Origin of the sequence: Sulfolobus sp. A20 (assembly GCF_001719125.1) — an archaeon.
GTDB lineage: Archaea > Thermoproteota > Thermoprotei_A > Sulfolobales > Sulfolobaceae > Saccharolobus.
Genome location: NZ_CP017006.1, coordinates 1,445,136 through 1,460,248, shown reverse-complemented (window position 1 = coordinate 1,460,248; position 15,113 = coordinate 1,445,136). Strand labels below are relative to the sequence as shown.

15 protein-coding genes are annotated in these 15,113 nt (G+C 34.3%); 10 read left to right on the top strand and 5 right to left on the bottom strand.

Translation table 11 applies throughout. From position 1 onward, the window contains the following. The first annotated feature begins 31 nt into the window (after positions 1-31). Positions 32-1,708 carry an MFS transporter gene (locus BFU36_RS07725; RefSeq protein ID WP_069283139.1) on the top strand — a complete coding sequence of 559 codons (1,677 nt, stop codon included), beginning with the start codon at positions 32-34 and terminating at the stop codon, positions 1,706-1,708. Then, positions 1,689-2,117 (top strand): MarR family winged helix-turn-helix transcriptional regulator, encoded by a 429-nt coding sequence (locus tag BFU36_RS07720; RefSeq protein ID WP_069283137.1) that lies wholly within the window; start codon positions 1,689-1,691, stop codon positions 2,115-2,117. Before BFU36_RS07725 ends, BFU36_RS07720 begins: the two co-directional genes overlap by 20 nt. A 259-nt stretch (positions 2,118-2,376) precedes the next feature. On the opposite strand, the gene BFU36_RS07715 is transcribed toward BFU36_RS07720, so the two are convergent. Continuing rightward, entirely contained in the window at positions 2,377-4,254 is a 1,878-nt protein-coding gene (locus BFU36_RS07715) for a hypothetical protein (RefSeq protein ID WP_069283135.1), read from the bottom strand. 258 nt (positions 4,255-4,512) lie between these two features. Here BFU36_RS07715 and BFU36_RS07710 point away from each other — a divergent pair, with 258 nt between their 5' ends. From BFU36_RS07710 to BFU36_RS07695, 4 genes are all read left to right on the top strand, one after another. Then, on the top strand, positions 4,513-4,962 hold the full coding sequence (locus BFU36_RS07710; protein WP_069283133.1) for a hypothetical protein: 450 nt from the start codon (positions 4,513-4,515) through the stop codon (positions 4,960-4,962). Positions 4,963-4,993: 31 nt separating this feature from the next. Continuing rightward, a complete protein-coding gene (locus BFU36_RS07705) occupies positions 4,994-5,962 on the top strand; it encodes an NAD(P)/FAD-dependent oxidoreductase (RefSeq protein ID WP_069283131.1) in 969 nt (322 codons plus the stop codon). Between the two features lie 441 nt (positions 5,963-6,403). Then, positions 6,404-7,048, top strand: a complete 645-nt coding sequence (locus BFU36_RS07700) for a peroxiredoxin (RefSeq protein WP_069283129.1) — start codon at positions 6,404-6,406, stop codon at positions 7,046-7,048. 169 nt (positions 7,049-7,217) lie between these two features. Further along, positions 7,218-8,261, top strand: a complete 1,044-nt coding sequence (locus BFU36_RS07695) for an NAD(P)-dependent alcohol dehydrogenase (protein WP_069283128.1) — start codon at positions 7,218-7,220, stop codon at positions 8,259-8,261. 3 nt (positions 8,262-8,264) lie between these two features. Here BFU36_RS07695 and BFU36_RS07690 read toward each other — a convergent pair whose 3' ends face one another. Next, on the bottom strand, positions 8,265-8,996 hold the full coding sequence (locus BFU36_RS07690) for a transglutaminase family protein (RefSeq protein ID WP_069283127.1): 732 nt from the start codon (positions 8,994-8,996) through the stop codon (positions 8,265-8,267). 65 nt (positions 8,997-9,061) lie between these two features. On the opposite strand from BFU36_RS07690, the gene BFU36_RS07685 reads away from it, so the two are divergent. Continuing rightward, entirely contained in the window at positions 9,062-9,325 is a 264-nt protein-coding gene (locus BFU36_RS07685) for a hypothetical protein (RefSeq protein ID WP_069283126.1), read from the top strand. 392 nt (positions 9,326-9,717) lie between these two features. Further along, positions 9,718-10,131: a secondary thiamine-phosphate synthase enzyme YjbQ gene (locus tag BFU36_RS07680; protein ID WP_069283125.1), complete on the top strand. Its 414-nt coding sequence runs from the start codon at positions 9,718-9,720 to the stop codon at positions 10,129-10,131. A 7-nt stretch (positions 10,132-10,138) separates the two neighbouring features. Here the strand turns inward: BFU36_RS07680 and BFU36_RS07675 are convergent, their stop codons facing one another. The 3 genes from BFU36_RS07675 to BFU36_RS07665 form a co-directional block, all read right to left on the bottom strand. Then, complete coding sequence (locus BFU36_RS07675; RefSeq protein WP_069283123.1) at positions 10,139-10,450, bottom strand: winged helix-turn-helix domain-containing protein; 312 nt, start codon at positions 10,448-10,450, stop codon at positions 10,139-10,141. Positions 10,451-10,670: 220 nt separating this feature from the next. Then, the gene (locus BFU36_RS07670) at positions 10,671-11,873 is read right to left on the bottom strand and encodes an amidohydrolase family protein (RefSeq protein ID WP_069283121.1); all 1,203 of its coding nucleotides are present in this window, start codon (positions 11,871-11,873) and stop codon (positions 10,671-10,673) included. Between the two features lie 211 nt (positions 11,874-12,084). Beyond that, the gene (locus BFU36_RS07665; RefSeq protein WP_069283119.1) at positions 12,085-12,822 is read right to left on the bottom strand and encodes a ParA family protein; all 738 of its coding nucleotides are present in this window, start codon (positions 12,820-12,822) and stop codon (positions 12,085-12,087) included. A 154-nt stretch (positions 12,823-12,976) separates the two neighbouring features. Here BFU36_RS07665 and BFU36_RS07660 point away from each other — a divergent pair, with 154 nt between their 5' ends. Continuing rightward, positions 12,977-13,462, top strand: a complete 486-nt coding sequence (locus BFU36_RS07660) for a hypothetical protein (RefSeq protein WP_069283117.1) — start codon at positions 12,977-12,979, stop codon at positions 13,460-13,462. A 424-nt stretch (positions 13,463-13,886) separates the two neighbouring features. Beyond that, a complete protein-coding gene (locus tag BFU36_RS07655; RefSeq protein WP_231961089.1) occupies positions 13,887-15,017 on the top strand; it encodes a transposase in 1,131 nt (376 codons plus the stop codon). Positions 15,018-15,113 lie beyond the last annotated feature (96 nt).

Genomic DNA, 15,113 nt, shown 5'->3' with positions numbered 1-15,113 from the left:
AGTTAAATACTTAAACTTTTAGTCTTTAATTATGCAGTACAAGTGGATTGCGTTAAGTAATACGACAATAGGAGTTCTAATGGCTTCAATAAATGGTACCATAACGTTAATCTCACTTCCTGCAATTTTCAGAGGTATTAACATAAATCCGTTCGCCTCTTTTCAATACTTACTATGGATTTTAATGGGATATAACGTAGTAACGGCAACTCTTCTAGTTACATTTGGTAGATTATCAGACATTTTTGGCAGGGTTAGGCTATACAACTTAGGCTTCCTAATATTCACCGTAGGTTCCATATTACTCTCCATCACTCCCAACACTGGCAGCCTAGGTGCACTAGAATTAATAATTTTTAGAATAATTCAAGGAATAGGTGGTGCTTTCCTTTTCTCCAACAGTGCAGCTATAATAACAGATGCTTTTCCCTTTAACGAGAGAGGAAAGGCATTAGGTATAAATCAAATAGCGGCCTTAGCTGGGTCATTAATAGGCCTAATTTTAGGTGGAATTCTTTCAGTTATAAATTGGAGGCTAGTCTTTCTAGTTAGTGTACCAGTTGGAATTGCTGGAACTATTTGGAGTTATACTAAATTGAAAGAGCTAAACAAGCCTAGTAGGAATGAAGGATTAGATTGGCTAGGGAATACTACTTTTGGATTAGGGCTAATATTAGTACTTGTAGCTATAACTTATGGTTTGTTACCATACGGTAGCTCTCAGCTAGGTTGGGGTAATCCATTTGTGATAGGCTCTTTAATAGCAGGATTAGCATTAATAGGCTCTTTCATCTACGTTGAGACTAAGGTAAAATTCCCGATGTTTAGATTAGAGTTATTTAAGGTAAGAATGTTTGCAGCTGGTAATTTTGCCAGCTTCTTAAGATCAGTTGCTTATGGAGGTTTGCAAATAATGTTAATAATATTCCTTCAAGGTATATGGTTACCATTACATGGTTATAGCTATGCAGAAACTCCCTTCTGGGCTGGAATATACATGATACCATTGATGATTGGCTTCGTTACAATGGGACCTATAAGCGGTTGGCTTTCTGATAAGTATGGCGCTAGGGTTTTAGCAACACTAGGCATGATAATTGTTGCTGTTGGATTTCTTTTACTAACTACTCTGCCATACGACTTCAATTACTTTGAATTCGCCCTAATAATATTCTTTATGGGATTAGGAAATGGGATGTTTGCCTCCCCAAATACTGCATCAATAATGAATAGTGTTCCACCAAAGTATAGAGGGTCAGCCTCTGGTATGAGGGCTACTATACAAAACACTGGACAAACTATGAGTATAGCGATATTCTTCACAATAGTTATCATCTCTCTAAGTTCAACTTTGCCCTTAGCGTTGGCTAATGCGGTAACACAAGCGGGAGCCCCTCAGTTGGCAAGTTATATGCAGAGAATACCAGTAACCGGTGCGTTATTTGCTGCATTCTTAGGTTATGATCCAGTGAAAACGATTATATCTTCGTTACCATCTCAAATATCGTCTTCAATACCCGCCCAAGCGATTGCAGTTATGGAACAACACACTTGGTTCCCTACAGCAATTGCTCCTTCATTCATGTTAGCTTTGAGAGAAGCTTTCTACATAAGTTCAATTTTAACGTTCATGGCTGCTATAGCTTCAGCCTTAAGAGGCAAAGTAAAAATTATTGATGGTGAGGTAAATGCAAGTAACAATAAATGAGAAGTTACAAGTTATAAGTACTATAGCCAAAATTCATAGGGCTATCCAAAGGGAGTTAAACAGAAGGCTAAAGGACTTAAATCTATCTTACCTAGATTTTCTAGTATTGAGATCAACTATCGAGGGACCAAAGCCTATGGTATATATAGCTAATAGATATTATGTCACGCAAGCTACTATCACTTCTTCAGTAGATAAGCTAGAGAACATGGGACTAGTAAGGAGGGTAAGAAGTTCAGAGGATAGGCGTGTGATTCTCATAGAAATAACCGAAAAGGGTAAAGAGATTTATGAGGAAGGTCTAAAATTGTATCGTGAGCTTGTTGAAGAGATAATGAAAGAAATAAGAGATAATGAAGTCCTAGATCTTCTAAATAAACTTAATATGATACTTTCTAAGTTAGGGTAAAACACTTTTTTGTTCTGATTTCCTCTTTGCTATGAAGACTACGTTCCCCTTAGAGTGATTCATAGGTCTATCATCTTCGTAAATAATGGGCATTTAATACTTCATCAATCTAGTGGTAGACTAAAAGTTAGGTCTTCAGCCACTTCACCCATCCAATGAGACGCCTTGTAGGAGCTCTCTTCCTTTAGGGCGCGGAGGAAAGTCAGTTATTAAATGAAGACTCAGCCCTACCATAAATTGCAAGACTACCATATTATTGTTATGAAATTCTATCTTTGATTTTATATATTATAATTGCTGTAATAATGAGCAGAGTTATAGGAATAATATAATAATATAATGGGAAGTCTTCATGAGAGAATGTTGTATTGTTTAGATTTTCTGGAAGGGAAGATAGTGGAAGAATAGTTGACGTGTAAAATTTTCCCTTGTTATATAAAATTATCTCATTTTCCCATATTCCAATTACGTAATAACCTTTAGGAATGTGAAATATCTGGGATAAGTTATAAGGATTAATTACGTTGTTGTCTCCAGTTAAGATTACGTGACTATTTTGACTATAAAGTGAAATAGTTGAGATAGGGTAACCTATCAATGGAGAATATAAAAAGTTATACACATTTCTGTCAGAATAAAGATAGTTTATACTTCGATTTATAATCTGAATACCATTAGAAATATCTATTGAACTAGGTATTTTAAAGATTCCATTATTAATTAACGCATATGCAGTTGAGTTACTCACATATACCAAAGGATAGTTTCTGGAGTTGAATAAAACTGTTGAGACATTTAACGTAGTGTAGCTATTATTTCTAGATGTGATTATTACCTCAGGGTTGTAAATTGTCGCAGGAAGTATAGGAGAAGCGAAAATGGGTGAAACCGACGTTTTCAATGAGAAAAGAGAAGGGGTTAAAATTATCAAGTATTTATCGTGATAAAGAAAAACATATGTTGGTTGAGTAAAAGAAATGTTTTCTATACTTATATTATATCCTAAAATAATAAATTTACTAAATAGTGAGACATTAGCTTTTTGCAGTTGATTTAAGATCGACAATTGGGTTGAATTTAAGGTTAGAGGAGGCAATAATATATATGAAAAGTATGATGATTCTAGCTCTTCAAATTGTCTAGATGGCAGTGTAATTATATTTTCTCCATTTAGACTATATATAGAAACATTAGATGCATTGTAGAACGTGAGGAAAGGCTCTCCATTTTGATCATATATTATGTTGTTGTCTAAATAACCTCTAAAATTAATATAATTAACCTTATGTGTTGAATTACTTAAATCTATTATGTATACAATATATTTTTCTACTCTTATTTGATTATAATCCAGTGATATAAGAAAAATCTCATTATTGTAGTGAAGAACTAATAAATTACTCTGAAAAAGGTCATAATTGATGGTATAATTACGATAAAGCATATCTATTTGGCGTGGAAAGAGCGTTATATTATCTAAAGTCATATTTAATTTCTTGCCAGTTAATATATTTTTAGCTGATATTGTTACATTTACTATAGGTATGGCAGCCCTAAGCGTAATATTTCCATCTATATATGTCCATGAGATATTTCTTATAATCCTATAGTTCATGAATACTACGTAGCACCCCGTTATAATAGGGCTATTTGAAATATCCGAATTGATGGATACATTTTCTATATTTTGCTCTCCTTCTAACACTAGGTTAGGGTTGAGAATATAAATCTGGTAATTAACCTTAAAATATGCATTAGAATTATTTAATGTAACAGGATAAAATAATACATAAGGATTAAAATAGGTGATATTCTTTACTACAACGAGTATGTAACTATTATCGATTGTAGTGACAGAAATGTTTATTGATTCTAACTTGGTAGAGGTTATAAAAGGACCTTTAATGATGAGGCTAAAGTTACTATAATCATTAAGGTTTAATAGTGTTAAATTCAGCGTGTCTTTATAAGACGTTAAGATTTCTAAAATAGGTTGAGAAGAAAAGTCTAAAACTGAAATATATTCATAAAATCCTGACGTTTTAGGAAATATAACTGTAGAATTAGAAATTAAAGGTAAAGTTAAGGTTAAAACAACGATAAGTATCAGAAACAACGATCTTAGTCTATCCTTCATTATTAACACTTTTCTCGCAATACATGGCTATAAACTTTCTCAAAAAGGATCTCTAAAGTAAGTTAACGTATTCTCAGAACTTATTGACTACTTAAAATTCTCCAAAAATTTGAAAATGATAAAAGAACGACAAACCTTGCCTTTAGGGAGAACGTCAGATTGTTTTTAGGGCAAGAGAAATTTACTCAATTAATTAGACTTACTGATTAGGTTATCTCTTTATTTATTTTAGAACCGCACTGTAACATGTGATAGAAAATGTTGGCACAAGTCTATATACTTCCACCTTGGACAAGTGAAAATAACAGAAAAAACGTAATAAAGAAGACCCTCGAAGTTCCAGTAGGAGGTAACATATTTTACTTTGAGATTCCAGACAATCCAATGGTATACGTAAGTGAAATGAATGGAGTATTATATATTAATGGCTTATCTTATTGGGATTCTGAGTTATACATGTTTCAAGATTTAAAAGATGAATTCGTGGAGAACGTATTAACGTTAGCTAAAGCCGTAAATAAGGAAGTTGTAGAAGCAAACGACATACTTCTCTCCTTTGACGATAAAAAACATTTAGAGAGGAGAAGATTCTATTTAACACTGAGCGATGGCATCGAAGTCGGATTTTATTATAATCTATACTTACCTGATGGTAAAAGAAACGGTATTATAGAAATTATACCATATTATAAGAAATATAGCACGTAGTTTTTAAAGCTTTTAAGCGTAGATGATTCATATGAGGATTGTAATCTTAGGAGGAGGTTTTGCAGGCTTATCTGCATTAAAGGCTAATAATGATGCTATAATGATAGATAACAAAGACTATTTTGTCTTAACCCATAGATTAGTTGACGTAGTCAAAACTGGGAATCCAGATCTGGCAATCATTCCATATAAGAAAGTCTTTAGAGCCACTGTAAGAAATATCGATTTTAAGAATAAAAGGGTTATAACAGATAGGGGAGAGATCAGTTATGACAAGTTGATTATAGCTTTAGGCTACTCTCAAAGACTCTTACCTAATACCGAAAAATTGGAGACTGTTGAAGATGCCTTGAGAATAAGAGAAAAAATGCTGAAGGCTAGAAGAGTGGTCATTTTAGGAGGAGGACTGTTAGGAGTGGAATTGGCTAGTCTAGCGAGGGAAATGAATAAGGAGACGTATTTAATTGAAGGTCAAAGTAAGCTGTTAGGATTCATGAGTAAAGATTCCTCAGAATACGCTAAAATGAAGTTAGAAGATATGGGAGTTAATATCCTACTCAATACTAAGGTAGACTCAATAGATGGGAATGTAGTAAAAACCAATAAGGATACGATAAAGGCTGACTTGATAATCTCCTCAATAGGCTTTAAGGGACCATCATTGATCTCAGATTTGAAATTATCCAACGTTAATGACAGGATGATAGTAGATGAGTATTTGAAATCTATCGACTATGATGAGGTTTATGGTGCAGGGGACTGTGCTACTAATAATAAGAAATTCATACCTATGTCTGCTCAAGTTGCAGTCCAGGCTGGAACTAGGGCAATGCTTAACGCTTTGGGTCAGGAAGAAAAATTCTCCTATAAACAAATAGCAATAATTGCAAAAATAGGGGAAGAATATTTTGGTGACTTCATGGGCAAATTTGTTAAGGGAAGATTAGCAGAATTAGCAATGAGATTTGGATTATATAGGGCAATAAGGTTGGTTAACTGAATACGTAACCTATTCACCTCATAGATTCCATAAATCGATTTACAATTATTCGCTCTAAAATTTGATGTTATTGTGGACTCTCGAATTTTAGCGTTATTAGTCCAATTTTTTGAAATATAAATGTAAAGTAATCTTTTATAAAAAAGATTATGAATACTTGATATCTTAAATCTAAATACAATCGTTTAACTTTTCTACAAATAAGAAGAGTATTTTAAGGTAAGAAGGAAATAAAATCTGAATACTTTTTAACTATATGTCAGTATATGCCAAACAGTTTTTTAAAACTTTTCTAAAATGATATTTCGATTTTTTAAATAATGCTTATACATTGATTGCGGAATAAGGTTTTGAACTACCTTACCCAAGAGGGTTTCTTTTTATAATTGCATTCATAAGCAACCTTTTTTATGTCTGGGACATAATATTTTATGAGCAGAAATGAAGTTGTATCAAAAGTTTCCGGATGTTCAAGTCCTAACAACTAAAGGACCTATTGATTTCTATAAGGATATTTTCGGTAAGGGAAAGTGGTTATTCCTATTTGCTCATCCAGCAGACTTTACTCCTGTTTGTACCACAGAGTTCGTAGGTTTTGCTAAGGCTTATGAAGAGTTCAAGAAGTTGAACGTTGAACTAGTAGGCATGAGTGTAGATAGTATTTATTCTCACATAGCATGGCTTAGTGATATAGAACAAAGGTATGGCATTAAAATTCCATTCCCAGTGATAGCTGATCCAGATAAGAAATTAGCAAGACTATTAGATATTGTGGACGAAACTAGTGGAGTTACCATAAGGGCAGTGTTCTTAGTGAACCCAGAAGGTATAATTAGATTTATGGCTTACTATCCCATAGAGTATGGAAGGAAGATTGATGAGTTGTTGAGAATTACTAAGGCGGCAATAGTTAATTATAAGGCAAAAGTCTCATTACCGGTAGATTGGGAACCTGGTCAAGATGTGATAGTTCCAACAGCTACTACCATAGACGAGGCAGAGCTTAGGATGAAATTACCAAATGCTAAAGCGTGGTATTTAGTTTTCAAGAAATATGAGGAATTACCACCGGATCAAAGAATATAACATTATTTTTTATTAATTGTTACTTTTTTCTTCTGTATTATAGTTTATATTACTATTAACTCTTCAAATAACTAACCGTATATAAATTATCCTTTGATACCTTAGTTCTAAGCTAAAAAATCATAAAAAAGTTTATCAATATAATTATCGATTATTATTATACGAGACTATGCGTGCAATGAGATTAGTCGAAGTAGGAAAGCCTCTTAAATTACAAGATATAGAGGTTCCAAAACCTAAAGGACCACAAGTTCTAATTAAAGTGGAAGCTGCAGGGGTATGTCATTCAGATGTTCATATGAGACAAGGACGATTTGGTAATTTAAGAATAGTTGAAGATTTAGGAGTTAAATTGCCCGTAACATTAGGTCATGAAATAGCTGGGAAAGTTGAAGAGGTAGGAGATGAAGTAGTGGGCTATTCCAAAGGAGATACTGTAGTCGCAAATCCATGGGAAGGAGAAGGAAGTTGCTATTATTGTAGAATTGGAGAAGAGCATTTGTGTGATACTCCTAGATGGTTAGGAATAAACTATGATGGTGCCTATGCAGAATACGTTTTAGTACCTCATTATAAGTACCTCTTTAAACTAAAAAGGTTAAATTCAATAGAGGCAACACCCCTAACTTGCTCTGGAATAACCACTTATAGGGCAGTAAGAAAGGCGTCATTAGATCCTAGTAAGGTAATAGCTATTATTGGAGCTGGAGGAGGATTAGGAACCATGGCTGTTCAAATAGCTAAAGCCGTTAGCGGTGCCGTGGTGATAGGAATAGATGTGAGAGATGAGGCTGTAGAAGCAGCTAGGAGAGCTGGTGCTGACTACGTAATAAATGCGTCTAGTCAAGATCCTTTAGCTGAGATAAGGAGAATAACTGAAGGAAAAGGAGTTGACGCAATAATAGACTTGAATAACTCTGAGAAAACTCTCTCAGTATATCCCAGAGCTTTAGCTAAACAAGGTAAATACATAATGGTAGGCTTATTTGGAGCTGATTTGCACTATCACGCTCCATTAATAACTTTAAGTGAATTTCAGTTCGTAGGTAGTCTAGTGGGTAATCAAGCTGACTTCTTAGGGATAATGAAATTAGCAGAGGCAGGTAAGGTTAAGCCTATAGTTACGAGAACGATGAAATTAGAGGAAGCTAATGAGGCTATAGATAATTTGGAGAATTTCAGAGCAGTGGGAAGGCAAGTTTTAGTTCCATAAAACCTATATTTTTTTAATGTGAAAATAATTAGTTATATTAATTTTTTCCGTATGAAATATTTTACTTTTCACGTCATGATCGTCTCTACCAATAGCCCATTTAACGTATCTAACGTTTTTAACTCCTGCAGTGGGATCTATTCCAATCCACTTCTCCCCGTTCCATATCTCAATCCATGCATGAGCTTCAGTGTTAGAGAACGGCGTTATACCTACCACATATCTTGCTGGAACTTTGTGTGCTCTAAAAAATCCCAAAGCAACGTGACTATAATTGACACACTTACCATAACCCAAGTTATAAAAAATTGCTGAGGCAGACTTAATGTCAACTTCCTTAGAATATTTTATTCTTTCGTTAATTATTTTAAATACTGAATCAATTAATTCATCTATTGTAGAATATTTTATTTCAATTTTAAACTTTTCTATATCAACATACTTACTGGAGTTGAGAAACAGATCAAGATTTCGATTATAAGTTGGTAAGCCTTCCATATTAAGATTATACTCTACATATATCTGGAAATCATCAGTGGAATTACACTTGAAGGATAGATAATTATTTTTGAATCTATCTTCATTTACACTTTTATTACAAAATGTCGGCAGAGAAATTTCCAAATTACTTACCCTTTGGTCCTCGTGGTTATAAGGCAAAATATAGAGTTCTCCCCATATCTTAGTCCCCTTATTAACGTAAAAGTTCACTTCCGTGGAAACGTGAAATTTCATTAATTACATAATAGTACTTTAGCCCCAAAAAGTTTAAATATTATGATATCGAAATCGATATTGGCATGTGGGGAAGAATATTTAGAATCTGGGAATATCAAGTATTGAACGAATTATCAAAAGGTAGAAAGAGTGCGGAGGAGTTAAAGAGAACTTTACCAATTTATGGTTCTTTGTTCGATTTTATTATAAGTGAATTACTTACCTTTGGACTCATAAATAGAACATTAGAGGGTAATGTAGAATACTTTGAACTCACTCAGCTTGGCAAGAATATACTAAGTGGATATGTGGTATTCCCGTGGAGACGAATAACGAGAATGTGTTAAAGGAGCGTATAATTCAGCAATACCGTGTTAAGGATTTTTAGTCTTGAAAATTATTTGGTATGATAAAAGAAAAGAAAACCTTGCAGGTAGGAGGAGGTCAGAACCTAAACCTTGGACTAGAATTTCCCCATCATCTCCTCATTTGGATTACTCTTAGGCTTCTCATCTTTTCTCCTCATAGACTTTGAATTACATCTCTCATATGTCGAGAGGCTCAGAAAACCTTTCTATATTTAGCTTAGAAATAGTTCCCGCTCTAAAGGGTGAGACTTTTGTAAAATTAATCATATCTCTCCTCTGGGCATATGTGCTCACAGCTCTAACTAAATTTCACGTTAAGAGAAAGGTCTAGTTTTTTAGGTTAAACAATATATAAGAAAATGTGATATAAGATGAAAGTTTACTTTCATGATATTTCAGTTTCAACTAATAAACAGTTTGAGTTAGTAGATATAACGGATCAAGTGGAGGACGCTGTGAGGAAAAGTGGAGTAATAAATGGTATTTGTTTAATATTCGTTGCCCATTCCACTGCAGCCATTATAGCTAATGAGCATGAAAGAGGCTTAATGGAGGATATTCTCGCTAAGATAAAGGAATTAGTAGAACCAGAGAGGAAATGGAAGCATAATCTAATTGATGATAATGCTCACGCACATTTAGGATCAACCATACTTGGGGCTGATAGAGTATTCCCAGTTAGAGATGGGAAGCTTGTTAGAGGAACGTGGCAAAACATCTTCTTGGTAGAGTTAGATGGACCTAGGAGAGAACGAAATATAACTGTAGAAATAATAGGTGATTAAAAAATCTTTAATCCTCTATATCTAGAAGTTCCCTTAACTTTGTTTTCTTTTCCTCGAGGTGTTCCTTAAGTTTAATGAATTCATCAAGATGATTTTTTAATAGTCTACCCTTTTCTGTGAGTTCATAATACTTTTTGTTCTCATTTATTTTAACCTTTAAAACATCCATTTTTGTTAACTCATCGATATATTTTTGTGCTACAGAATAGTTTATTCCAGCTCCATAAATGATCTTGGTTACGCCACAGCCCTCTTCACAACTCTTCAGTATGTCTAGTATTATCTCTAATGAACTTCTTTTCCTTTGTTTATACTCCATACTTATAGAGTACTATATCGAATTTATAAGCTTTACTGGAAAATTTTTTCCATGTCTAAATTTTATATCATTACTTTGAAGTTTAGACTTTCTGTTAAAATTTTATCGCAGTTAAAAGGTGCTAGTATTACATGTTAAGAAACTAAAATACCTTATTTAGCAAGGAGTTTAGTCTATAAAACTAGGAAGAAGATTTATAAATACTCGTTATGTCAAAAGACTAGTCTAACTCCTTATATAGCCCATAACCCTTAAATACCTTGCCATCCTTAACTACATAAAGAATGTGACTAGGAGACAGGTCTTCTACATTACTTAATGGATTACCTTTAACAACTATTAAATCAGCCTTATATCCCTCCCTAACATATCCTCTACTTCGTAATCCAATGCATTCCGAGGCTACACTAGTAGAAGCCTTAAGTACTTCTAAATTACTCATATATCTCGACAGTATTACCGCCTCAATATAATTTTGTCCATGTGGTCTTTTCTTAGATCCAACATAATCTGTGCCCGTAGCAATCTTCAATTTATGTTCCATTGCTATCCTCATATCATCAGTGAAATGCCTTTTTATCATCTCTTCCCTATAAACTTTAGCTTCTGGATTGACGGATTCAAAAGGTATTTGATAAGTTGCTAACGTTGGAATGTAACATATTCCTCTTTCCTTTATCATCTGTGCAGTTTCCTCATCCAAGCCTAAGCCGTGTTCTATCGTATCTACACCAGCTAGTATTGACGTCATTATCGCCTCTCTACCGTAAGCATGTGATGCCACTTTTAAACCCGCTCTATGCGATTCATCAACAATTGCCTTTAACTCATCTAACGTGAAACCGGGTAATATTATGCCTCCTTGAGAGAATGCTCCGGAAGCATAAACTTTTATGACAGTGGCGCCTTGTCTTATAGCCATTCTTACTGCTTTCCTACATTCATAGGGGGAATCACAATAGAAAGAATAGGAAATCCTCTGAGCAAAATCTATTGGTAATTCCTTAGGATCATCATTTCCGCCAGTTATTGCTAGGGAGAAACCTGATGATATAACAGTAGGTCCAATTATTTCTCCTCTCCTCTGCAATTTATCTAACCTTACTGCTACTTTACTGCCTAAGTCTCTGACGGCTGTGAAACCAGATCTTAATAAAACCTCCATATCTCTTGTACTCCTAATTGCTACGTCTATTTCATTAACTAAGTTCCACGCCATTACGTTATCTTCCTCTACACCGAAGAAATGCATGTGTGCGTCAACTAACCCAGGCATTATGAAATCTCCTTCAATTATCTTTGCATTATCAACTTTTTCTATACCTTCTAAGACCTTAGTTATCTTATCATCTTCCACTATAATTGTCCCCTTATCGATTATTTTCTCTCCATCAAAAATTTTACCCACTAAAACTAATTTCATAGGTAATTATTTTCTACTTTCATGCTTATAACATTAAGTATTATTCGTAGTCAAACGCATCCTGATAAAAGAACAGCAAACTGTCTTCTAGGACGGGAGGTAGGTCAGAATAGTATGTCTGAAGCATCTTAATATTTTCAATTAGTATGAGAAAATGAGGATAAGCGTAACCCCTAGGGCAGAGGTCAGATAAGCTATGTATCTAGTTTTTTCAAGATTTAAGTAACTTTTCTAATTTTTTCCCTACTATTGATAACTCGGACTCTTCTTTTATCTTAGAGTAATGTAAGAATTCATTCTTATAAGGTATTAAAATGATATCGGGGGAAAAATCATGACTTATATCATTAATTAGATTTTCAACTTCTTCTTTTGCCTCCCAAGATTCAGGTACCATGTTTACAACAAGCGCTATAGGTTTAGCAGCTATTTTGTTTATAACATATCTGAAATATTCAACACTATTTAAAACATCCTCTTTAATTGGATCCGTAACAATAACAGCTCCTATAACATATTCTGGGAAATTTTCGATAAATAATTTGTATTCGTCATATACTAATGGATTATATGGATCAAAAATCATACCGTAGTCTATTATTATTGCATCGTATCCCTTAGAAACCACATCTAAATAAGATTTAACGAAACCTTCTTTTTGAACACTTAGCCTATGCAATTCAATTTCCCTTACAGGGCTACTAAATAGTTTAAATAATGTTAGATTCTCACTAACCTTATATTCATACTCCTCTCTTCCTAAATTCTCAACTATTGCCCTACGAAAACCTTTACCGTTAAAACCTAGAATTGAGGAACCTACAGATAACAAATCCTTATCGATGTAAAGAACTTTAAATTTTTGTGATAAATAAAAGGCTGTTGATAACGCTATAGTTGTTTTTCCAACGCCACCTTTAATCCCTATAAATCCTACTCTAAGTTTCATTAATAATATAGGTGATGAATGTGTAAAAAAATTTACTATTAATTAATGTTGATAGTCATTATGAATATCTTAATATCTCTTTAAATTCTTCTATAACTCTCTAAAGATTTAACGTAAAATAGTTTTATACTTCAAGCAAAATTAAGAAGATAGTATGAATAAGGAAGAAACCCTTAAGAGATTAAGGGGATTAGTCAGTAATGAGTTATCCTTTGATTTACTTACCTCTCTTCTCTCCAGCTCTGATAAGGATATTAAACATGAAGCATGGAATTACGTTTTAAAAAATATTGATAAGTTAAAAAAGGAGGAAATTTATTTACTCCTATCATTTCCCGATACCGGAACTAGGTATAGGGTTTGGAATGCAATACCTGACCTAGTACAAAAGGGTGTATTAACAAGAGACGAAGTGCTATCTCATATATCATACTTTAAAGATATGTTAAAGGATAATAACATGACAGTTAGGTTTCTCACCTGGTTTGTAACTTTGAGGATGATACTTGATATGAGATTAATTGATGAAAGCGAGATAAAAACTTATAAAGATTATTTGTGTGAATTACTAAATTATACAGACTTTAAAGATTTTGTAATACAAGTCGCTGAGGAATATTTGATCACATGCGGCAAGTAATTTAAGACTATTGTAGAGTTTCTTTTAATTCAAGACGATTATAGCATTTAGATTAAGCTATAATCACATTTAAAGCGTAGATTTAAGACGTGAGACTTACCAGTAGTCTGATAAAAGAACGGCAAACCTTGCCTTTTAAGGCGGGGTAAGGTTTTTAAATTACTTTTCTCTCTTTCTTCTGTAACACTCCCTTCTGGTCAACTTTATAAAGATGAGGAGCGGGAGCCGACCATTACTCCCGCAATACCAGAGGGGAGTGTTCGTACAATCGTAGTTAGACTATTTCCAAACGGATATCAGCAAAGAAAAATGAGAAAGTTAGCAGATGCTTCAGCAAAACTATGGAACGAGGAAAACTACGAGAGAAGACAACAGTTCTTCCAATAGAATAAAGTAGACCTAAAAGGTACTTAGGACAAGTATTATGAAAAGTATAAGGAGGTACTTGTGGTTAATGCACAAAGCCGTTTTACAGAAGAACAATGAAGCATGGTCTTCCTTTTTCTCATCACTGAAGAATAAAGATAGTCTACCGCAATTCGTTAATCATATCTCACCACCGGGGTATTGGAAAGACAAGGGGAAGAGGAAGCTAATCCTAGTCATTAGGCAAGACCGCTATGAAGTCGATGAGGAAAGGCATTTGCTGAAGGACTGGAAGATGGAAATACCCTTTGCTGGTAGGTTAAGGTGGTTTGGCACTCAAGGTAGGCTGGAGATATACATAGACGGAAACAAGTTCTACGCTCAAATACCAGTTGACGTAGGTAGGGTTACGGCAAAGAAGAGCAAAAGGCCAATCAAGGGATCCTTAATCATTCACGGTGAGAGGGATAAAATACAAATAGCTTTACCTAAAGGTAACAAGGTAGCTTCAATAGACTTGGGCATAAACATGTTAACAACTGTTACAGTAGATGACGGTACTGTTCTCTTTTACCGTGGTTCCCTCGTTAAGAGTGATTACTTCTATTTTCAGAAGAAGATAGGAGAGTTAGATAGGTTAAAGGCTGAGGATGAGAAAATTCACGAGACTGAAGCTAGGGAGGAAGTGTTGAGAGAAAGGGAGCGATTATTTAAGAAGCTTTATCGTAGATTAATACACTACTATAGGACTTTAGCTTCCCATCTTGCTAAGTCATTGTGGGAGTTAGGTGTATCAACAGTCTACCTTGGTTACCCTTACTTCATCTCTCAAGATAAGGGTAATAAGTTCACTTCTAACATTTGGTCCTATCGTAAGTTAATTGAGGCAATAGTGTATAAGCTTTACGAGTACGGTATAAAGGTGTTCCTAGTTGTTGAATATAACACTTCACGACTATGTGCTTTTCATGATGTTGAAGTGAGTAGGAAGTCTAGGGGAGTTATTAATTGCCCTTTAGGTCATAAGCTCCACAGTGACGTTAATGGAGCTTTAAACATAATGAAACTGGGGATAAGGAAGATTGTTAACGTATTGAAAAAACCTCTTTCCTTCCTCGTCTCTTCTAACGGAGTAACTCTCGTAAAGGGGAGTAACACCTTAGACCTCGGTGGAACCCTCGCCCTTTAGGGCGGGGAAGAGGTCAGTTCAACTACAACTGAATTTTAGGTTTAGTGATGAAATGAGGGCAAACCTTTCCCTTTAGGAAATGAGTAGGTCAGCTTG

What these genes read in the sequence shown, in the direction of transcription:
- BFU36_RS07725 (WP_069283139.1), top strand. Translation starts at nt 32, where the DNA reads ATGCAGTACAAGTGGATTGCGTTAAGTAATACGACAATAGGAGTTCTA.
- BFU36_RS07720 (WP_069283137.1), top strand. Translation starts at nt 1,689, where the DNA reads ATGCAAGTAACAATAAATGAGAAGTTACAAGTTATAAGTACTATAGCC.
- BFU36_RS07715 (WP_069283135.1), bottom strand. Translation starts at nt 4,254, where the DNA reads ATGAAGGATAGACTAAGATCGTTGTTTCTGATACTTATCGTTGTTTTA.
- BFU36_RS07710 (WP_069283133.1), top strand. Translation starts at nt 4,513, where the DNA reads ATGTTGGCACAAGTCTATATACTTCCACCTTGGACAAGTGAAAATAAC.
- BFU36_RS07705 (WP_069283131.1), top strand. Translation starts at nt 4,994, where the DNA reads ATGAGGATTGTAATCTTAGGAGGAGGTTTTGCAGGCTTATCTGCATTA.
- BFU36_RS07700 (WP_069283129.1), top strand. Translation starts at nt 6,404, where the DNA reads ATGAAGTTGTATCAAAAGTTTCCGGATGTTCAAGTCCTAACAACTAAA.
- BFU36_RS07695 (WP_069283128.1), top strand. Translation starts at nt 7,218, where the DNA reads ATGCGTGCAATGAGATTAGTCGAAGTAGGAAAGCCTCTTAAATTACAA.
- BFU36_RS07690 (WP_069283127.1), bottom strand. Translation starts at nt 8,996, where the DNA reads ATGAAATTTCACGTTTCCACGGAAGTGAACTTTTACGTTAATAAGGGG.
- BFU36_RS07685 (WP_069283126.1), top strand. Translation starts at nt 9,062, where the DNA reads ATGTGGGGAAGAATATTTAGAATCTGGGAATATCAAGTATTGAACGAA.
- BFU36_RS07680 (WP_069283125.1), top strand. Translation starts at nt 9,718, where the DNA reads ATGAAAGTTTACTTTCATGATATTTCAGTTTCAACTAATAAACAGTTT.
- BFU36_RS07675 (WP_069283123.1), bottom strand. Translation starts at nt 10,450, where the DNA reads ATGGAGTATAAACAAAGGAAAAGAAGTTCATTAGAGATAATACTAGAC.
- BFU36_RS07670 (WP_069283121.1), bottom strand. Translation starts at nt 11,873, where the DNA reads ATGAAATTAGTTTTAGTGGGTAAAATTTTTGATGGAGAGAAAATAATC.
- BFU36_RS07665 (WP_069283119.1), bottom strand. Translation starts at nt 12,822, where the DNA reads ATGAAACTTAGAGTAGGATTTATAGGGATTAAAGGTGGCGTTGGAAAA.
- BFU36_RS07660 (WP_069283117.1), top strand. Translation starts at nt 12,977, where the DNA reads ATGAATAAGGAAGAAACCCTTAAGAGATTAAGGGGATTAGTCAGTAAT.
- BFU36_RS07655 (WP_231961089.1), top strand. Translation starts at nt 13,887, where the DNA reads ATGAAAAGTATAAGGAGGTACTTGTGGTTAATGCACAAAGCCGTTTTA.